At 71.9% G+C, this 20,056-nt stretch carries 11 protein-coding genes; 9 read left to right on the top strand and 2 right to left on the bottom strand.

All coding sequences use genetic code 11. The features are described from left to right. Positions 1-105: 105 nt before the first annotated feature. Positions 106-3,660 carry a chromosome segregation protein SMC gene (gene smc, locus RI578_RS11515; protein ID WP_310871008.1) on the top strand — a complete coding sequence of 1,185 codons (3,555 nt, stop codon included), beginning with the start codon at positions 106-108 and terminating at the stop codon, positions 3,658-3,660. Between the two features lie 192 nt (positions 3,661-3,852). Then, on the top strand, positions 3,853-5,271 hold the full coding sequence (locus RI578_RS11510; RefSeq protein ID WP_310871007.1) for a sugar porter family MFS transporter: 1,419 nt from the start codon (positions 3,853-3,855) through the stop codon (positions 5,269-5,271). Positions 5,272-5,658: 387 nt separating this feature from the next. Here RI578_RS11510 and RI578_RS11505 read toward each other — a convergent pair whose 3' ends face one another. Beyond that, positions 5,659-7,113: a cytosine permease gene (locus tag RI578_RS11505; protein WP_310871006.1), complete on the bottom strand. Its 1,455-nt coding sequence runs from the start codon at positions 7,111-7,113 to the stop codon at positions 5,659-5,661. A gap of 175 nt (positions 7,114-7,288) precedes the next feature. Between RI578_RS11505 and ftsY the strand changes: the two genes are divergently transcribed. After that, positions 7,289-8,503 (top strand): signal recognition particle-docking protein FtsY, encoded by a 1,215-nt coding sequence (gene ftsY / locus RI578_RS11500; protein ID WP_310871005.1) that lies wholly within the window; start codon positions 7,289-7,291, stop codon positions 8,501-8,503. 561 nt (positions 8,504-9,064) lie between these two features. On the opposite strand, the gene RI578_RS11495 is transcribed toward ftsY, so the two are convergent. Beyond that, positions 9,065-9,736 carry a bifunctional DNA primase/polymerase gene (locus tag RI578_RS11495; RefSeq protein WP_310871004.1) on the bottom strand — a complete coding sequence of 224 codons (672 nt, stop codon included), beginning with the start codon at positions 9,734-9,736 and terminating at the stop codon, positions 9,065-9,067. Positions 9,737-10,180: 444 nt separating this feature from the next. On the opposite strand from RI578_RS11495, the gene RI578_RS11490 reads away from it, so the two are divergent. The 6 genes from RI578_RS11490 (at position 10,181) to ftsH (ending at position 20,034) form a co-directional block, all read left to right on the top strand. Then, positions 10,181-11,674 carry a hypothetical protein gene (locus RI578_RS11490; protein WP_310871003.1) on the top strand — a complete coding sequence of 498 codons (1,494 nt, stop codon included), beginning with the start codon at positions 10,181-10,183 and terminating at the stop codon, positions 11,672-11,674. 312 nt (positions 11,675-11,986) lie between these two features. Next, positions 11,987-13,333, top strand: a complete 1,347-nt coding sequence (locus RI578_RS11485) for an ammonium transporter (RefSeq protein WP_310871002.1) — start codon at positions 11,987-11,989, stop codon at positions 13,331-13,333. Further along, positions 13,330-13,668: a P-II family nitrogen regulator gene (locus tag RI578_RS11480; protein WP_019328769.1), complete on the top strand. Its 339-nt coding sequence runs from the start codon at positions 13,330-13,332 to the stop codon at positions 13,666-13,668. Before RI578_RS11485 ends, RI578_RS11480 begins: the two co-directional genes overlap by 4 nt. Before the next feature lie 59 nt (positions 13,669-13,727). Then, complete coding sequence (locus tag RI578_RS11475) at positions 13,728-16,208, top strand: [protein-PII] uridylyltransferase (protein ID WP_310871001.1); 2,481 nt, start codon at positions 13,728-13,730, stop codon at positions 16,206-16,208. Between the two features lie 218 nt (positions 16,209-16,426). Further along, the gene (ffh, locus tag RI578_RS11470; RefSeq protein WP_310871000.1) at positions 16,427-17,977 is read left to right on the top strand and encodes a signal recognition particle protein; all 1,551 of its coding nucleotides are present in this window, start codon (positions 16,427-16,429) and stop codon (positions 17,975-17,977) included. Between the two features lie 110 nt (positions 17,978-18,087). Continuing rightward, a complete protein-coding gene (gene ftsH, locus RI578_RS11465; RefSeq protein WP_310870999.1) occupies positions 18,088-20,034 on the top strand; it encodes an ATP-dependent zinc metalloprotease FtsH in 1,947 nt (648 codons plus the stop codon). The last annotated feature ends 22 nt before the right edge of the window (positions 20,035-20,056 follow it).

Raw genomic sequence — 20,056 nt, 5'->3', positions numbered from 1 at the left:
TTCACCCTCTTCAACGTCTGATGTGCCCTGCACGTTCACCGGTGAAACCGCGGCGGTTCACCGGTTCATGGAGTGAGACACCCGTGAAAGGTAGAGTCCGACGGCGTGCACCTGAAGGCCCTGACCCTGCGCGGGTTCAAGTCGTTCGCCTCGGCGACCACGCTCCGGTTCGAGCCGGGCATCACCTGCGTCGTCGGGCCGAACGGTTCGGGCAAGTCCAACGTCGTCGACGCGCTCAGCTGGGTCATGGGCGAACAGGGCGCCAAGACGCTGCGCGGCGGCAAGATGGAGGACGTCATCTTCGCCGGCACCACCGGCCGCCCGCCGCTCGGCCGGGCCGAGGTGTCGCTGACGATCGACAACTCCGACGGGGCCCTGCCCATCGAGTACGCCGAGGTCACCATCACGCGGATCATGTTCCGCAACGGCGGCAGCGAGTACCAGATCAACGGCGACACCTGCCGCCTCCTCGACATCCAGGAACTGCTCTCCGACTCCGGCATCGGCCGCGAGATGCACGTCATCGTCGGCCAGGGCCAGCTCGACTCCGTCCTGCACGCAGACCCGATGGGGCGCCGCGCCTTCATCGAGGAGGCCGCCGGCGTCCTCAAGCACCGCAAGCGCAAGGAGAAGGCGCTCCGGAAACTGGACGCGATGCAGGCCAACCTCGCTCGCGTGCAGGACCTCACCGACGAACTGCGGCGCCAGCTGAAGCCGCTGGGCCGGCAGGCGGCGGTGGCGCGCCGGGCCGCCGTCATCCAGGCCGACCTCCGGGACGCGCGGCTGAGGCTCCTCGCCGACGACCTCGTACGGCTGCGTGAGGCGCTCCAGGACGAGATCGCCGACGAGGCCGCGCTCAAGGAACGCAAGGAAGCCGCCGAGCGGGAGCTGGGCCGGGCGCTGCGCCGCGAGGCGGACCTGGAGGACGAGGTGCGCAGGCTCGCCCCGCGTCTCCAGCGCGCCCAGCAGACCTGGTACGAGCTGTCCCAGCTCGCCGAACGGGTGCGCGGCACGATCTCGCTGGCCGACGCGCGCGTGAAGAGCGCCACCTCCACGCCCCCCGAGGAGCGGCGCGGCCGGGACCCGGAGGAGCTGGAGCGCGAGGCCGCCCGCGTCCGCGAACAGGAGGCGGAACTCGAAGCGGCCCTGGAGGCGGCCGAGCACGCCCTGGAGGACACGGTCGCCCACCGCGCCGACCTCGAACGCGAACTGGCCCTGGAGGAGCGCCGCCTCAAGGACGCCGCCCGCGCCATCGCCGACCGCCGTGAGGGACTGGCCCGGCTCAGCGGCCAGGTCGGCACCGCCCGCTCCCGCGCCGCCTCGGCCCAGGCCGAGATCGAGCGCCTCGCCGAAGCGCGGGACGAGTCGCAGGAGCGGGCCGCCGCCGCCCAGGAGGAGTACGAGGCGCTCCAGGCGGAGGTCGACGGGCTGGACGCGGGCGACCAGGAGCTGGGCGAGCGCCACGAGGCCGCCAAGCGGCAGCTGGCCGAGGCGGAGGCCGCCCTCGGTACCGCCCGCGAGGCGGCCACCGCGACGGAGCGCGCCCGAGCCGCCACACAGGCCCGCCACGAGGCCCTCGCGCTCGGAATGCGCCGCAAGGACGGCACCGGTGCGCTGCACGCCGCGAAGGACCGGCTCTCCGGCTTGCTCGGCCCGGCCGCCGGGCTCCTCACCGTGACCCCCGGCCACGAAGTCGCCCTGGCCGCCGCCTTCGGCGCCGCCGCCGACGCCCTCGCGGTGACGTCCCCCGCGGCCGCCGCCGACGCCATCCGCCTGCTGCGCAAGCAGGACGCCGGCCGGGCCGCCCTGCTGCTCGCCGGCGCCCCCGATGACGTAGCGGAGGAGCCGCGGAGCGAAGGGCCGCCGTACGCCGCCGACCTCGTCCGCGGTCCCGCCGACCTGATGCCCGCGGTGCGGCGGCTGCTGCGCGGGATCGTCGTCGTCGCCACCCTGGAGGACGCCGAGGACCTCGTCTACGCCCGGCCCGGGCTGACCGCCGTCACCGCCGAGGGCGACCTGCTGGGCGCGCACTTCGCGCAGGGCGGGTCCGCCGGGGCGCCCAGCCTGCTGGAGGTGCAGGCGTCCGTGGACCAGGCCGCCGCCGAGCTGGAGGAGCTGGGCGTGCGGTGCGAGGAGCTCGCCGAGGCGCAGGACGCGGCCGTCGAGCGGCGCCGGGAGTGTGCCGCGCTGGTGGAGGAGCTGGGGGAGCGGCGCCGGGCGGCCGACCGGGAGAAGTCGGCCGTCGCCCAGCAGCTGGGCCGGCTGGCGGGACAGGCGCGGGGCGCCGCCGGCGAGGCCGAGCGGTCCGCCGCGGCGGCGGCCCGGGCGCAGGAGGCGCTGGACAAGGCGCTGATGGACGTCGAGGAGCTGGCCGAGCGGCTGGCGGTCGCCGAAGAAATGCCGGTCGAGGAGGAGCCCGACACCTCCGTGCGCGACCGGCTCGCCGCCGACGGCGCCAACGCCCGCCAGACCGAGATGGAGGCCCGCCTCCAGGCCCGTACCCACGAGGAACGGGTCAAGGGGCTGGCCGGACGGGCCGACTCCCTGGACCGGGCCGCCCGCGCGGAACGCGAGGCACGCGCGCGTGCCGAACAGCGGCGGGCCCGGCTGCGGCACGAGGCGGCCGTCGCCGAGGCCGTGGCCGCAGGTGCCCGGCAGCTGCTCGCGCACGTCGAGGTCTCCCTGACCCGCGCCGACGAGGAGCGCACCGCCGCCGAGGCCGCCAAGGCCCGGCGCGAGCAGGAGCTGACCGCCGCGCGCACGGCCGGGCGCGACCTCAAGGCGGAGCTGGACAAGTTGACGGATTCAGTCCACCGGGGCGAGGTACTCGGCGCCGAGAAGCGGCTGCGCATCGAGCAGCTGGAGACCAAGGCGCTGGAGGAACTCGGTGTGGAACCGGCGGGGCTCGCGGCCGAGTACGGCCCCCATCAAGAGGTGCCGCCCTCGCCCCCCGCCGAGGGCGAGGAGCTCCCCGCCGACCCCGAGCACCCGCGCAACCGACCCCGGCCCTTCGTCCGCGCCGAGCAGGAGAAGCGTCTGAAGGCCGCCGAGCGGGCCTACCAGCAGCTCGGCAAGGTCAACCCGCTGGCCCTCGAGGAGTTCGCGGCGCTGGAGGAACGGCACCAGTTCCTCAGCGAGCAGCTGGAGGACTTGAGGAAGACCCGCGCCGACCTGCTCCAGGTCGTCAAGGAGGTCGACGAGCGCGTCGAACAGGTCTTCACCGAGGCATTCCGGGACACGGCCCGGGAGTTCGAGGGCGTCTTCAGCAGGCTGTTCCCGGGGGGTGAGGGGCGGCTGATCCTGACCGACCCCGACAACATGCTCACCACGGGGGTGGACGTCGAGGCCCGGCCGCCGGGCAAGAAGGTCAAGCGGCTGTCGCTGCTCTCGGGCGGAGAACGCTCGCTGACCGCCGTGGCGATGCTCGTGTCGATCTTCAAGGCGCGGCCCAGCCCGTTCTACGTCATGGACGAGGTCGAGGCGGCGCTCGACGACACGAACCTGCAGCGGCTGATCCGAATCATGCAGGAGCTGCAGGAGGCCTCGCAGCTGATCGTCATCACGCACCAGAAGCGCACGATGGAGGTCGCCGACGCGCTGTACGGCGTGTCCATGCAGGGCGACGGTGTGTCGAAGGTCATCAGCCAGCGGTTGCGCTAGTAACCCCTCGCATTACTTCAACTCTTGAATGAGTATCCCCACTCCGGGTCCTCAAACTCACACCTCTTGCCCTATTGACTTCGAAACTTGAAGGCATAGTCTCTGCAACGTTGCTTTTACCTTCAGGTTCCTTCAGTGGCACCTCGAAGGCGATCCACCCCGGCAGCGTTGCCGGTAGCCCGAGGAGTACACGTGGCCAGCACATCGCAGGCATCCAGTTCAGGAGCCAGGACGGCTCATCCCGAGCATCTCGGGCACGTCATCTTCATCGCGGCGGCGGCCGCGATGGGTGGTTTCCTGTTCGGCTACGACAGTTCCGTGATCAACGGCGCCGTCGAGGCCATCCGGGACCGCTACGACGTCGGCTCCGCGGTGCTGGCCCAGGTCATCGCCATCGCACTGATCGGCTGCGCCATCGGCGCCGCGACCGCCGGTCGCATCGCCGACCGCATCGGCCGTATCCGCTGCATGCAGATCGCGGCCGTCCTCTTCACCGTCAGCGCCATCGGCTCCGCACTGCCCTTCGCGCTGTGGGACCTCGCCATGTGGCGCGTCATCGGCGGCTTCGCCATCGGCATGGCCTCGGTGATCGGCCCGGCCTACATCGCCGAGGTCTCGCCGCCCGCCTACCGAGGCCGGCTCGGCTCCTTCCAGCAGGCCGCGATCGTCATCGGCATCGCCGTGTCGCAGCTGGTCAACTGGGGTCTGCTCAACGCCGCCGGCGGCGACCAGCGCGGTGAGCTGATGGGCCTGGAGGCCTGGCAGGTCATGCTCGGCGTCATGGTCATCCCGGCCGTCCTCTACGGGCTGCTCTCCTTCGCCATCCCCGAGTCCCCGCGCTTCCTGGTCTCCGTCGGCAAGCACGAGCGCGCCAAGCAGATCCTCGAAGAGGTCGAGGGCAAGGACGTGGACTTCGACGCCCGCGTCGCCGAGATCGAGCACGCGATGCACCGCGAGGAGAAGTCCTCCTTCAAGGACCTGCTCGGCGGCAGCTTCCTCTTCAAGAAGATCGTCTGGATCGGTATCGGCCTGTCGGTCTTCCAGCAGTTCGTCGGCATCAACGTCGCGTTCTACTACTCCGCGACGCTGTGGCAGTCGGTCGGCGTCGACCCGACGCAGTCGTTCTTCTACTCGTTCACGACGTCGATCATCAACATCGTCGGCACGGTGATCGCGATGATCTTCGTGGACCGCGTCGGCCGCAAGCCGCTCGCCCTCATCGGCTCGGTCGGCATGGTGATCGGCCTGGCGCTGGAGGCCTGGGCGTTCTCCTTCGACCTGGTCGACGGCAAGCTCCCGGAGACGCAGGGCTGGGTCGCCCTGATCGCCGCCCACGTGTTCGTGCTCTTCTTCGCCCTGTCCTGGGGCGTGGTCGTCTGGGTCTTCCTCGGCGAGATGTTCCCGAACCGGCTGCGCGCCGCCGCACTGGGTGTGGCCGCCGCCGCGCAGTGGATCGCCAACTGGGCCATCACCGCGAGCTTCCCGTCGCTGGCCGAGTGGAACCTCTCCGGCACCTACGTGATCTACACGATCTTCGCCGCGCTCTCCATCCCCTTCGTCCTGAAGTTCGTGAAGGAGACGAAGGGCAAGGCACTGGAGGAGATGGGCTGACCGCCCGCCCCCGAACCCGGGGAGAAGGGCCAAGTCCCCGCTGCCCCTCTCCTCGTACCGTCCGCCGCCCCCGGCCCGGGTCACCGCCCAGGCCGGGGGCGGCGGTGTCGTACGTCCGGGTCCGGTCCTCCCGGTCCCGGTCCCGGTCCCGGCCCCGGCCCGTCCGGGTCCGGTCCTTCCGGTCCCGGCCCGGGCGGTTCACCGGATGAGGACCCCGCCGCCTGTCTCCAGCGCCTCGGACCGTCCGGTTCCGGGCGAGGACTTCCACCAGCAGATCCGTGGGCGCGGACAGGCACCCCGGGTGGGGGCGGGTGCCGCACGCACGTCGCCCCCTCCCGCCGGCCTCGGTCAGGCTCGGCCCGGGAAGGGGCGACAGGTGGCGCAGGGTCAGACGGTCACGGATGCGGGCTGCTCGGCCCGCTCGGCCGACGCCGGCGCCGGGACGACCACCGGCGGCTTCGGCAGTACGACGTACAGCAGGCCGGAGATGACGACCGTGGCGACCCAGCCGAGGCCGTACTCGCCGATGAAGTTGTTCGCGGCGAGGGGGCCGGTGAACCAGTCGGACGTGGTGAACATCAGACCGGCGATCAGACCCACCGCCCAGGCGGCGACGGCGGCGGGGGAGAAGCCCCCGCGGTACCAGTAGGCACTGGTGCGGCCGGTGTCGGCGAGGGCGTCGCCGTCGTACTCCTTGCGGCGCAGCATGTCCGCGCCGAAGACGCCGACCCAGGCGGAGAAGGCGACCGCGAGCAGCGACAGGAAGGCGATGAAGGAGCCCATGAAGCTGGTCGCCACCAGCATCAGCACGCCGCCGAAGATCAGCGAGATCACCGCGTTGACCGAGACCGCCCAGTGCCGCGGCACCTTGAAGCCCAGGGTCTGCGCGGTGAAACCGGCCGAGTACATCGACATCGAGTTGATCAGCAGCATGCCGATCAGCGCGATCAGCAGGTACGGCACCGCGATCCAGGTCGGCAGGATCTCGCCGAGGAAGGAGACCGGGTCGGAGGCCGAGGCCAGGTCCGGCGTGGAGACGGCCATGACCATGCCCATCAGGACCATGGGCAGGACGACGATGCCGGCGCCGCCGATCGTCACGCCCACGATCCCCTTGGAGGACGCCGTGCGCGGCAGGTACCGGGTGAAGTCCGGGGCGGACGGGATCCAGCTGACGCCGCCGGCCGCGATCAGGCCGATGCCCGTGATCATCGCGGCCACCGAACCGGCGGACCGGTCGAACACCGCGGACCAGTCGGTGTCGACGACCAGGTAGCCGAGGACCAGTACCGAGAAGGCGGCGAAGAGGTAGGCCGCGTACTTGTTGCACTTCTGTACGGCGTTGATGCCCAGCCCGGAGATCGCGAAGGTCGCCACGACGAAGGCGAGCAGCGTGACCATGTCCAGCACGCTGTTGGCCCGGATGCCGAACACGATGTCCAGCACGGTGAGCAGGGCGTACGCGCCGGTCACCGCGTTGATCGTCTCCCAGCCCCAGCGGGCGATCCAGATCAGCGAACCCGGCAGCAGGTTGCCCCGCTGCCCGAATACCGCTCGGGACAGCGCCATTCCGGGCGCGCCACCGCGCTTGCCGGCGATGCCGATCAGCCCGACCAGGCCGTAGGAGAGGACCGGCGCGGCGGCCGCGACGACGAGGGCCTGCCAGAAGTTCAGCTGGTACGCCACGACGAGGCTCGCGCCCATCGTGAGCAGCAGCACGCTGATGTTGGCGCCGACCCAGGTCGGGAAAAGCTCGCGGGTCCGGGCGGTGCGCTCATGGTCGGGCACCTGCTCGATGCCACGTGTTTCCAGGGCGCCTTCGGTCTCGGCGGTCTTGCTCATGTGGGGGGTCCGTGCCTCGATCGTGGGAGAAGAGGGGGTTGACGGGACTCTACGCGCGTTGACGTGGCCTCTTCCATCGTACTTTGATCCGACTCCTGCCAGCCAGGGGCCTTTGTCCTTTAGAGGAAGCCACAAGGGGGTGCCCTCGGAGCCCATGGCTGATACTGGACGAGTTATGGAAATCGTCATCCTTGCTGTAGTCATCGCCGTGGTCGTGATCGGCGCGCTCGGCGGGCTGGTCATCGGCAGTCGCCGTAAGAAGCAGCTGCCTCCGCCGCCCCCCGCCGCCCCCGACATCACCGCCCCTCCGGCCGAGCCGCACGTCGGCGACGAGGCCGAGACGCCGCGCGACGAAACGCGCCGGACGATAGAGGAGGTCGACCTCCCGGACGGCGGCACCGCTCCCGCCACCGTCGAGGAGCCGCCCGTCGTCGAAGAGCTCGAGATCCCGCAGATCGAGGTTCCCGAGCCCACCGCCGGCCGTCTGGTCCGGCTCCGTGCCCGCCTCTCCCGCTCGCAGAACGCCCTCGGCAAGGGCCTGCTCACCCTGCTCTCCCGGGAGCACCTCGACGAGGACACCTGGGAGGAGATCGAGGACACGCTGCTCACCGCCGACGTCGGCGTGCAGCCCACCCAGGAGCTGGTCGAGCGGCTGCGCGAGCGGGTGAAGGTGCTCGGCACCCGCACGCCCGACGAGCTGCGCACCCTGCTGCGCGAGGAGCTGATCACCCTCGTCGGCCCCGAGATGGACCGCGAGGTCAAGACCGAGCCGCCGAACAGCAAGCCCGGCATCGTGATGGTCGTCGGGGTCAACGGCACCGGCAAGACCACCACCACCGGCAAGCTCGCCCGCGTCCTGGTCGCCGACGGCCGCAGTGTCGTCCTCGGTGCCGCCGACACCTTCCGTGCCGCCGCCGCCGACCAGCTCCAGACCTGGGGCGAGCGGGTCGGCGCCCACACCGTGCGCGGCCCGGAGGGCGGCGACCCGGCCTCCGTCGCCTTCGACGCGGTCAAGGAGGGCAAGGAGCTGGGCTCGGACGTCGTGCTCATCGACACCGCCGGCCGCCTGCACACCAAGACCGGCCTCATGGACGAGCTCGGCAAGGTCAAGCGCGTCGTGGAGAAGCACGCGCCGCTGGACGAGGTGCTGCTCGTGCTCGACGCCACGACCGGGCAGAACGGCCTGATCCAGGCCCGGGTCTTCGCCGAGGTCGTCGACATCACCGGCATCGTGCTCACCAAGCTGGACGGCACCGCCAAGGGCGGCATCGTGGTCGCCGTGCAGCGCGAGCTGGGCGTGCCGGTCAAGCTGATCGGGCTCGGCGAGGGCGCGGACGACCTGGCGCCGTTCGAGCCGGCGGCGTTCGTGGATGCCCTTATCGGCGAGTGACGCTGCCGCCTGCCGGACTCCGGCGCGCGTCCCAGGACACGTGCCCGCGCGCGAACAAGCGCCCGCCTCCCTTGACCGGGAAGCGGGCGCTTCGCTGTGTGCGGGAACGCGGGAGGCGCGCGCCGGACGGTGGTGGTGTGGGGTGCCGCGTCCGGTGCGCGCCAAGGGGTGGGGCGGCGGTGGCAGGCGTGGTGCGTGGGGGCGTTGGGTGGGGTGGCGCGCTGGCGTGCGGGGGCGCGCAGCGCCGGTGCGACGGCTGGCAGACGTCTTGCACGGGGCGTTGGGTGGCGGCGCGTTGGCAGGGCGCCTGGGTGGCGAGTGCGTGGGCTGGTGCGCCGGGCGCGTGGCGGGGCGCGCGGGGCGTCGGGTGGTGGGCGTGCAGGCCTGGCGCCGGGTCGCGGGCGCGTAGGCGTGGCGTGCGCCGCGTGATGTGCGAGGCAGGGCAGGTACACGGAGCGCGGCAGGGCAGGTACGCGGGGCGCCGCAGGTGTGCGTTGCGTGCGGCGTGAGGAACCGAGGTGTACCCGGGAAGCCCGCCCGTCTGCGCTCCCCGCCGGAGGCCTACGCCCGGGACCGATGGGCGACGTACGCCAGTGTCCCCAGCAGCAGCCGGGCCGCCGGTGGCTTGGTCGCCGAGTCGAGGGCCGGCGGACGCAGCCAGCGCACCGGGCCGAGGTCGCCGCGGTCGGAGGGCGGGGCGGTGACGTGGGAGCCGGGCCCCAGCCCGCGCAGGTCCAGGGCGGACGGGTCGTCCCAGCCCATGCGGTAGAGCAGCCGGGGCAGCTCGGCGGCGGCGCCCGGGGCGACGAAGAAGTGGACGCGGCCCTGCGGGGTCGCCGTGACCGGGCCGAGCGGGAGGCCCATGCGCTCCAGCCGGGCCAGTGCCCGCAGACCGGCGGGCTCGGCCACCTCGATCACGTCGAAGGTCCGACCGACCGGCAGCATGACCGCGGCGCCCGGGAACTCGGCCCAGGCCTCGCTCGCCTCGTCCAGTGTCGCCCCGGCGGGCACCTCCGGCGCGAAGCCGAGCGGATGCGCACCCGGCGCCGGGCAGTCACGCCTGCCGCACGAGCAGACGCCCGCGGCGGCCCGGGCCCCCGGCACCACGGCCCAGCCCCACAGCCCGGTGAACTCGGCCACCGCGGTGCACTCCGAGGCGCGACCGCGGCGGCGCGCGCCGGACCGGATGTCGCGCATGCCCCGAGTGCTGCCGATGCCGATCGTGAAGCCCATGCCCCCTCCAACGGGTCGACGCAGCGGCGGTTACGCAGCGGACGTGAAACGTGACTCTCTGCTTCCAACTCCCCAGTCCGGCGCGGTTCAGACAGCGTCCGGAAGCACGCCGGGTGGTGTGCTCGCCCGCGCACGCCCCGGTGTGCACCGTTGCACCGACTCCCGGTTGGCCTATGTCAAGTGAATCGCGTGCAGGCCACTGGGAGTTCATCCGAAGGGGTGGCGAATGGTGGCGATTCCGCAATCGCCATGGCTGGACGGGTGATCGTAGGATTACTTTGTGTGCATGGAGCCGTGGGGCACATGCACTTGTGGGTATGCCGGAGGCAACTCGGCTTTCCGTTCGAAGGGTGGCAACCACCGGACGGAGGGCCCCAACCACCGGCATTCTGATAGGGCTTGGCGCACTCGGCGACAGGTGGTCTCAGGGATGGGGGCGTTCCAGTGAGCGGCAACGGCGGAAGCGGTACGAGCGCGGGAAGCGCGTCGCCCGCTGACAAGCGCCCCAACGAGCTGCTCACCTCATGGTTCGCCCGCAGCGGCTGGTCCAAGGGAGAGCTGGCCCGCCAGGTCAACCGCCGAGCACGTCAGTTGGGCGCCAACCACATCTCCACGGACACCTCCCGCGTGCGCCGCTGGCTCGACGGCGAGAACCCGCGCGAGCCGATCCCGCGGATCCTGTCCGAGCTGTTCTCCGAGCGCTTCGGCGTCGTCGTCTCCGTCGAGGACCTGGGCCTGCGCTCCACCCGCCCGACGCCCTCAGCGACCGGCGTCGACCTGCCCTGGACGGGCCCGCAGACCGTGGCCCTGCTCAGCGAGTTCTCGCGCAGCGACCTGATGCTGGCGCGGCGCGGCTTCCTCGGGAGCTCGCTGGCCCTCTCCGCGGGCCCGTCCCTCATCGAGCCCATGCAGCGCTGGCTCGTCCCCTCGCCCTCGGCCTCCCCCTCCGGACGCGAGCCCGCGCCCGCCTCCCGCGCGCGTGGACGCCTGTCCAGGCCCGAGCTGGACCTGCTCGAGTCGACCGCCGTGATGTTCCGCCGCTGGGACGCCCAGTGCGGCGGCGGCCTGCGCCGCAAGGCGGTGGTCGGCCAGCTGCACGAGGTGACCGACCTGCTGCAGGAACCCCAGACGGAGGCCACCCGGTCCAAGCTGTTCAAGGTCGCCGCCGAACTCGCCGAGCTGGCCGGCTGGATGTCGTACGACGTCGGGCTACAGCCCACCGCGCAGAAGTACTTCGTCCTCGCCCTGCACGCCGCCAAGGAGGCCGGTGACCGGCCGCTCGGCTCGTACATCCTCTCCAGCATGAGCCGCCAGATGATCCACCTCGGCCGGCCCGACGACGCCCTGGAGCTGATCCACCTCGCGCAGTACGGCAGCCGGGACTGCGCCAGCCCCCGCACCCAGTCGATGCTGTATGCGATGGAGGCCCGCGCCTACGCCAACATGGGCCAGCCAGGCCGCTGCAAGCGGGCGGTGCGCATGGCCGAGGACACCTTCGCCGAGGCCGACGAGTGGGACGAGCCGGACCCCGACTGGATCCGCTTCTTCTCCGAGGCCGAGCTGTACGGGGAGAACAGCCACTCCTTCCGCGACCTCGCCTACGTCGCCGGCCGCAGCCCCGCCTACGCCTCGCTGGCCGAGCCGCTGATGCGCCGCGCGGTGGAGCTGTTCGCCGAGGACGACGAGCACCAGCGGTCGTACGCGCTGAACCTGATCGGCATGGCCACCGTGCACCTGCTGCGTCGCGAGCCCGAGGAGAGCACCGGCCTGGCCGTCGAGGCCATGGGAATCGCCAAGAAGGTCCGCTCCGAACGCGTCAACACCCGGATCCGCAAGACCGTCGACACGGCCGTACGCGATTTCGGCGACCTCGGCGAGATCATCGACCTCACCGAGCGGCTCGCCGTCGAGTTGCCGGAGACCGCCGAAGCGGTCTGAAACCCACCAGCCCCGGCCGCGGCCGGCCCTCCCGAACTGCCCGACTCGGCTCCCCCATGCCAGGTCACTCGGAGGCCGCCGCGGCCGGTTTGTGTCCCGGTCGGGACGTTGCGCCACGATAACGATCGCTCTGCCCCCCATCCGGCAGTTCACCGACGCGTAACACGCACAGCGCCTTCGTCACGGCGGCGAAACAACGAGGGGCGCCCACCGAAACGGTGCTGAGCCAATCTCGTGGCTCATAACCGGCCCACCCCTCATTCCGCTCAGGCTTCGCCCGCACGGGGCCGTACCAACGACGAGGAGACGCCGATGGCTCCAGCCATCACGCTCGCCGCAGAGACGGAGCTCTCTGCCGCCAACACGGGCTTCATGCTCATCTGCTCCGCCCTGGTGATGCTCATGACCCCGGCCCTGGCCTTCTTCTACGGAGGCATGGTCCGCGTCAAGAGCACCCTGAACATGCTGATGATGAGCTTCATCAGCCTCGGCATCGTCACCGTCCTGTGGGTGCTGTACGGCTTCTCCATGGCGTTCGGCACCGACACCGGCGGCATCGTCGGCTGGAACTCCGACTGGATCGGGCTCAGCAACATCGGCCTGACCGAGCTGTGGGACGGGTACACCATCCCGGTCTTCGTCTTCCTGGTCTTCCAGCTGATGTTCGCGGTGCTCACGCCCGCCCTGATCAGCGGTGCCCTCGCGGACCGGGTGAAGTTCACGGCCTGGGCGCTGTTCATCGCCCTGTGGGCCACGATCGTCTACTTCCCGGTCGCCCACTGGGTGTGGGGCGCCGGCGGCTGGGCCTTCGAGCTGGGGGTCATCGACTTCGCCGGTGGTACGGCCGTGCACATCAACGCCGGTGCCGCCGCGCTCGGCGTGATCCTGGTCATCGGCAAGCGAGTCGGCTTCAAGAAGGACCCGATGCGCCCGCACAGCCTGCCGCTGGTCATGCTCGGCGCGGGCCTGCTGTGGTTCGGCTGGTTCGGCTTCAACGCCGGCTCCTGGCTGGGCAACGACGACGGCGTCGGCGCGCTGATGTTCGTCAACACGCAGGTCGCCACCGGCGCGGCCGTCCTCGGCTGGCTCGCCTACGAGAAGATCCGGCACGGCGCGTTCACCACGCTGGGCGCGGCCTCCGGCGCCGTCTCCGGCCTGGTCGCCATCACCCCGGCGGGCGGCGCGGTCTCCCCGCTCGGCGCGATCGCCGTCGGCGTCATCGCCGGTGTGCTGTGCGCCATGGCGGTCGGCCTGAAGTACCGGTTCGGCTACGACGACTCGCTCGACGTCGTCGGAGTGCACCTCGTCGGCGGCATCCTCGGCTCCCTCCTCGTCGGCTTCTTCGCCACCGGCAAGGGCCAGTCCGACGTCGCGGGCCTGTTCTACGGCGGCGGCCTGGACCAGTTCTGGAAGCAGTGCGCCGGTGTCTTCGGGGTCCTCGCCTACTCCCTGGTCGTCTCTGCCATCCTCGCCTTCGTCCTGCACAAGACGATCGGCATGCGCGTGCCGGAGGACGACGAGGTGGCCGGCATCGACCAGGCCGAGCACGCCGAGACCGCATACGACTTCAGCGGCGCCGGCGGCGGTGCCGCCCGGACGACCGCCACGCCGGCCGCCTCCGTGGCCGCGTCGGCCCAGAGCAAGAAGGTGGACGCATGAAGCTCATCACCGCCGTCGTCAAGCCGCACCGGCTCGACGAGATCAAGGAGGCCCTCCAGGCCTTCGGGGTCCACGGCCTGACCGTCACCGAGGCGAGCGGCTACGGCCGCCAGCGCGGCCACACCGAGGTCTACCGCGGCGCCGAGTACACGGTCGACCTGGTGCCCAAGATCCGCATCGAGGTGCTGGTCGAGGACGACGACGCCGAGCAGCTCATCGAGGTCGTGGTCAAGGCGGCCCGCACCGGCAAGATCGGTGACGGCAAGGTCTGGTCGGTCCCGGTCGACACGGCCGTACGGGTGCGGACCGGCGAGCGCGGTCCCGACGCGCTCTGAACAGCTTCGAAGCAGCTCTGTCGCAGCTCTGAGGCACGAGAACGGAACGGAGTCGCCGGGTGACGAGTACGGACGTGACGAAAGAAGCAGAGGACTCGGGACCCAGCGGCTACGCGGCGGCCCGGCTGCGCCTCCTCACCGAGGAGGCGCGGCCCGGGCCGCCGCGCCGTGCCGCCCTCGCCGGACTGACGGACGAGTGGCTGTCGGGCCTCTTCGCCGCCGCGGGCCCGCTCCGGGGCGTCTCCCTGGTCGCCGTCGGCGGCTACGGCCGCGGCGAGCTGTCCCCGCGCAGCGACCTGGACCTGCTCCTGCTGCACGAGGGCGGCGACGACAAGGCGGTCGCCGCCCTCGCCGACCGCCTCTGGTACCCCGTCTGGGACCTCGGTCTCGCCCTCGACCACTCCGTGCGTACGCCCGCGGAGGCCCGCAGGACGGCGGGCGAGGATTTGAAAGTCCAACTCGGCCTCCTGGACGCCCGGCACCTCGCCGGCGACCTGGGACTGACCGCCGGGCTGCGCACCGCGGTCCTCGCCGACTGGCGCAACCAGGCCCCCAAGCGCCTCCCCGAACTCCAGGAACTCTGCGGCGAGCGGGCCGCACGCCAGGGCGAGCTCCAGTACCTGCTGGAACCCGACCTCAAGGAGGCGCGGGGCGGCCTGCGCGACGCCACCGCCCTGCGCGCCGTAGCCGCCTCCTGGCTGGCCGACGCCCCGCGCGAGGGCCTCGCCGAGGCCCGGCGCCGATTGCTCGACGTACGCGACGCGCTCCACCTGGCGACGGGCCGGGCGACCGACCGACTGGCGTTGCAGGAGCAGGACCAGGTGGCGGCCGAGCTGGGCCTGCTGGACGCCGACGCGCTGCTGCGGCAGGTGTACGAGGCCGCGCGTGTCATCTCGTACGCCGGCGACGTCACCTGGCGCGAGGTGGGGCGCGTACTGCGCTCGCGCTCCGTACGGCCGAGGCTGCGCGCCATGCTGGGCGGCGGGAAACAGGTCACCGAGCGCTCCCCGCTCGCCGAGGGCGTCGTCGAGCAGGACGGCGAGGTGGTGCTCGCCCGCACCGCGCGCCCCGACCGCGACCCCGTGCTCCCGCTGCGTGCCGCGGCCGCCGCGGCGCAGGCCGGGCTCCCGCTCTCCCTGCACGCCGTACGGCGCCTCGCGGCCACCGTGCGCCCGCTGCCCGCGCCCTGGCCCGCCGAGGCACGCGAGCAGCTGGTGACCCTGCTGGGCTCGGGCCGGCCCACCGTGGAGGTCTGGGAGGCGCTGGAGGCCGAGGGGCTGATCACCCGGCTCCTGCCCGACTGGGAGCGGGTCCGCTGCCGCCCGCAGCGCAACGCCGTCCACCTGTGGACCGTCGACCGGCACCTGATCGAGACCGCGGTGCGCGCCTCCGGGTTCACCCGCCGCGTCCACCGGCCCGACCTGCTCCTGGTCGCCGCACTGCTGCACGACATCGGCAAGGGCTGGCCCGGGGACCACTCCGTGGCCGGTGAGACCATCGCCCGGGACGTGGCCGCGCGGATCGGCTTCGACCGCGCGGACACGGCCGTCCTCGCCACCCTCGTACGCCACCACCTGCTGCTCATCGAGACGGCCACCCGGCGCGACCTCGACGACCCGGCCACCGTGCGCGCGGTCGCCGAGGCGGTCGGCACGGAGCACACCCTGGAGCTGCTGCACGCCCTGACCGAGGCGGACGCGCTGGCCACCGGCCCGGCGGCCTGGTCGTCCTGGCGCGGCTCCCTCGTCGCCGACCTGGTGAAGCGCGTCTCGGCGGTGCTGGCGGGGGACCCGCTGGAGGAGCCCGAGGCGGCCGCGCCCACCGCGGAGCAGGAACGGCTCGCCGTCGAGGCGTTCCGCACGGGCGGACCGGTACTGGCACTGCGCGCCCAGACCGAACCGCCGGCCGACCCGGAGCGCGCCGCCGACCCGGAGCGCGCCGCGGCCGCGGGGCGTGCCGCCGACCCGGAGCCCCTCGGCGTCGAGCTGCTGATCGCCGTACCGGACCAGGCGGGCGTGCTCCCCGCGGTCGCCGGGGTGCTGGCCATGCACCGGCTGACCGTCCGCACCGCCGAGCTGCGGTCCCATCCGTTGCCGGACGGCGTCGAGGGCTCCGTCCTGCTGCTGGACTGGCGCGTCGCCGCCGAGTACGGCTCCCTGCCCCAGGCCACCCGCCTGCGCGCCGACCTGGTCCGGGCCCTGGACGGCACCCTGGACATCGCCGGCCGGCTCGCCGAACGGGACGCCGCCTACCCCCGGCGCCGCGGCGTGGAGCCGCCTCCGCCCCGCGTGACGGTCGCCCCGGCCGCGTCCCGGCTGGCCACGGTGATCGAGGTCCGCGCCCAGGACGCGCCGGGCCTGCTGTTCCGGCTCGGGCGGGCGCTGGAGGGGGCGGGGGTGCGGGTGCGGAGCGCGCACGCCTCGACCCTGGGTTCCAATGCCGTGGACGCCTTCTACGTCACCGGCCCGGAGGGCGCGCGGCTGCCGGGGGAGGAGGCGGGGGACGTGGCCCGGGCGCTGGAGGAGGCGTTGCGGGCGTGACCTTATGGTCGGTTCCCGCGTTTACCGGATGTCCTCCCCGCTGCAGCGGGGATGTCCCAAGGATGTCGTCCGGCGAGACAGCCTCGCTGATGTGCTCCCCGCCGCTGCGGGGATCTGTCCCTGTCCGCTCTCTGTAGCGGGCAGGGACGATTTGCTTGCCGGGCCGGATACCCTGGAGGGCGACCCACACCAACGCCGACGCGAGGACCTACGCCGCCGTGTTCGATACTCTCTCCGACCGCCTGTCAGCCACCTTTAAATCCCTCCGGGGCAAAGGAAGGCTGACCGAGGCGGACATCGACGCCACGGCCCGCGAGATCCGCATCGCGCTCCTCGAAGCCGACGTCGCCCTGCCAGTCGTGCGCGCCTTCATCAAGAAGGTCAAGGAGCGCTCCCTGGGTGCCGAGGTCTCCAAGGCGCTGAATCCGGCCCAGCAGGTCCTCAAAATTGTCAACGAGGAGTTGGTCGGCATCCTCGGCGGGGAGACCCGCCGCCTGCGCTTCGCCAAGCAGCCCCCGACCGTGATCATGCTGGCCGGTCTCCAGGGTGCCGGTAAGACCACCCTCGCGGGCAAGCTGGGCCGGTGGCTGAAGGAGCAGGGCCACTCGCCCCTCCTGGTCGCCTGTGACCTCCAGCGCCCCAACGCCGTCAACCAGCTGAGCGTCGTCGCCGAGCGCGCCGGCGTCGCGGTCTACGCGCCCGAGCCGGGCAACGGCGTCGGTGACCCGGTCAAGGTCGCCAAGGACTCCATCGAGTTCGCCAAGTCCAAGGTCCACGACCTGGTCATCGTCGACACCGCCGGCCGCCTGGGCATCGACCAGGAGCTGATGCAGCAGGCCGCGGACATCCGCGACGCGGTCCGCCCCGATGAGATCCTTTTCGTCGTCGACGCGATGATCGGTCAGGACGCGGTCAACACCGCCGAGTCCTTCCGCGACGGCGTCGGCTTCGACGGCGTGGTGCTGTCCAAGCTGGACGGCGACGCCCGTGGTGGTGCGGCCCTGTCGATCGCCTCGGTGACCGGCAAGCCGATCATGTTCGCGTCGAACGGCGAGAAGCTCGACGACTTCGACGCCTTCCACCCTGACCGGATGGCCTCCCGCATCCTCGACATGGGTGACCTGCTCACCCTGATCGAGCAGGCGGAGAAGACGTTCAGCCAGGAAGAGGCCGAGAAAATGGCCTCCAAGCTGGCGTCCAAGAAGGGCCAGGACTTCACCCTGGACGACTTCCTGGCCCAGATGGAGCAGGTCAGGAAAATGGGCTCGATTTCGAAGCTGCTCGGCATGCTTCCCGGAATGGGCCAGATGAAGGACCAGATCAACAACCTCGACGAGCGCGACGTCGACCGCACGGCCGCCATCATCAAGTCGATGACCCCGGCCGAGCGCACGGAGCCGACGATCATCAACGGCTCGCGCCGCGCCCGTATCGCCAAGGGCTCCGGCGTCGACGTCAGTGCGGTCAAGTCACTTGTGGAGCGCTTCTTCGAGGCCCGCAAGATGATGTCCCGTATGGCGCAAGGCGGCGGCATGCCGGGTATGCCCGGCATGCCGGGCATGGGCGGCGGCCCCGGCCGGCAGAAGAAGCAGCAGAAGAAGGCCAAGGGCAAGCAGCGCTCCGGCAACCCGATGAAGCGCAAGCAGCAGGAGCAGGAGGAGGCCGCGCGCCGCGCCGCGGCCGCGCAGAACGGCGGCGCCTTCGGACTGCCCCAGCAGGGCGGCCAGGACTTCGAGCTGCCGGACGAGTTCAAGAAGTTCATGGGCTGACGGTTCTCGGCTCGTAGGGCTGTACGGCGCTGGGGCGCCCCTCACCGGAGGGGCGCCCCAGCGCCGTACACGCACGTGCCCGCGCGGCTTTCCTGTCGTAACGTCCGGATATGACCAACCCGTCCCCGCCGCGCAAGGCCCCCGAGCCTCCCTGGCGCACCGAGGGCACGCCCGACGAGCCCCCCAAGCCGCCATCCGGCGGCAGGAGGATGCGCGGGGGCTGGTGGAACCTGGCCCTGGCCGCGCTGATCGTCTTCCTCATCGCCAACCTCGTGCTCTCCTTCTTCAACGAGGGCGACGAGCCGACCATCTCCTACACGGAGTTCAGCAAGCAGGTCGAGGCGGGCAACGTCAGCAAGATCTACGCCAAGGGCGACGCGATCCAGGGCCAGCTGAAGAAGGCCCGGGACAACCCCGAGGGCGACGGGACGTACACCAAGTTCACGACCGAGCGGCCGACCTTCGCGGACGACCAGCTCTGGAACGACCTGACCGAGCAGAACGTCACCGTCACGGCCGAGCCGGTCGTCCAGCAGCGCAGCCTCCTGGTCAACGTGCTGATCTCGCTGGCTCCGATGCTGCTCCTGGTGGTGCTGTGGGTCTTCATCGCGCGGCGTATGAGGGGCGCCCTGGGCGGCGGCGCGGGTGGCATGCTGGGCCGCAAGGCGCCGCCCAAGCCGGTCGAGCTGGAGGCCGGTGAGCCGCGCACCACGTTCGCCGACGTGGCCGGGATCGACGAGGTGGAGGGCGAACTCAGCGACGTCGTCGACTTCCTGAAGAACCCCGACGCCTATCGCCGCATGGGCGCCAAGATGCCCCGCGGCGTCCTCCTGTCCGGCCCGCCCGGCACCGGGAAGACGCTCCTCGCGCGCGCGGTCGCCGGCGAGGCGGGCGTGCCGTTCTTCTCGGCGTCCGCGTCCGAGTTCATCGAGATGATCGTGGGCGTCGGCGCCTCCCGGGTGCGGGAGCTGTTCGCCGAGGCCCGGAAGGTGGCGCCGTCGATCATCTTCATCGACGAGATCGACACCATCGGCCGGGCCCGCGGCGGCGGCTCCGGCATGGGCGGCCACGACGAGCGCGAGCAGACCCTGAACCAGATCCTCACGGAGATGGACGGCTTCTCGGGCGCCGAGGGCGTGATCGTCATCGCCGCCACCAACCGCGCCGACATCCTGGACCCGGCCCTGACCCGTCCCGGCCGCTTCGACCGGGTGGTCAACGTCTCGCCGCCGGACCGGGGCGGCCGGAAGGCGATCCTGGAGATCCACACCCGCGAGATCCCGCTCGCCCCGGACGTCGACCTCGCCCAGGTCGCCCGTACGACCCCGGGCATGACCGGCGCCGAACTCGCCAACCTCGCCAACGAGGCCGCGCTGCTCGCGGTCAAGCGCAAGCAGGACCGGGTGACGCAGGCGAACCTGTCCGAGGCCATGGAGAAGGTCCAGCTGGGGGCCGAACGCCCGCTGGTGATGCCCGAGGAGGAGCGCCGGCGCACCGCCTACCACGAGAGCGGGCACGCCCTGCTGGGCATGCTGCAACCGGGCGCCGACCCCGTCCGCAAGATCACCATCGTGCCGCGCGGGCGGGCGCTCGGGGTGACGCTGTCGACGCCGGACGCGGACAAGTACGCGTACACGGAGGAGTACCTGCGCGGTCGGATCATCGGCGCGCTCGGCGGCATGGCGGCCGAGCAGGTGGTGTACGACGTGATCACCACCGGCTCGGAGAGCGACCTGGAACAGGTCACCCGGATCGCGCGCGGCATGGTCGGCCGCTGGGGCATGAGCGAACAGGTCGGCAGGCTGTCCGCCCTCCCCGGCGACGCGCAGCAGGCCTACGGGCTCGCCGCCGCCCCGGGGACCCTCGACGCCATCGACGGCGAGATGCGGCGGGTCGTCGACGAGTGCTACGCGGAAGCCGTCCGCAAGCTGACCGACCATCGCGGGCAGCTCGACGCGCTGGCCGAGGCGCTGCTGGTGAACGAGACTCTGGAGGAGGCGGACGCGTACCGGATCGCCGGGATCACGCGGTCGGCGAAGGACGGCCCGGAGGCGTGAGGAGCGTGCACCGCCCCTCCGG

The organism is Streptomyces sp. BB1-1-1, assembly GCF_031597775.1.
Classification (GTDB): Bacteria; Actinomycetota; Actinomycetes; order Streptomycetales; family Streptomycetaceae; genus Streptomyces; species Streptomyces thinghirensis.
The sequence above is the reverse complement of the archived record's forward strand: the minus strand, read 5'-3'. Positions and strand labels throughout refer to the sequence as shown.

Excerpts from the sequence above, each read along its gene's own strand:
- RI578_RS11505 (WP_310871006.1), bottom strand. The coding sequence starts at position 7,113 with ATGAGCAAGACCGCCGAGACCGAAGGCGCCCTGGAAACACGTGGCATC.
- RI578_RS11495 (WP_310871004.1), bottom strand. The coding sequence starts at position 9,736 with ATGGGCTTCACGATCGGCATCGGCAGCACTCGGGGCATGCGCGACATC.
- ftsH (WP_310870999.1), top strand. The coding sequence starts at position 18,088 with ATGACCAACCCGTCCCCGCCGCGCAAGGCCCCCGAGCCTCCCTGGCGC.
- RI578_RS11485 (WP_310871002.1), top strand. The coding sequence starts at position 11,987 with ATGGCTCCAGCCATCACGCTCGCCGCAGAGACGGAGCTCTCTGCCGCC.
- RI578_RS11480 (WP_019328769.1), top strand. The coding sequence starts at position 13,330 with ATGAAGCTCATCACCGCCGTCGTCAAGCCGCACCGGCTCGACGAGATC.
- ftsY (WP_310871005.1), top strand. The coding sequence starts at position 7,289 with ATGGAAATCGTCATCCTTGCTGTAGTCATCGCCGTGGTCGTGATCGGC.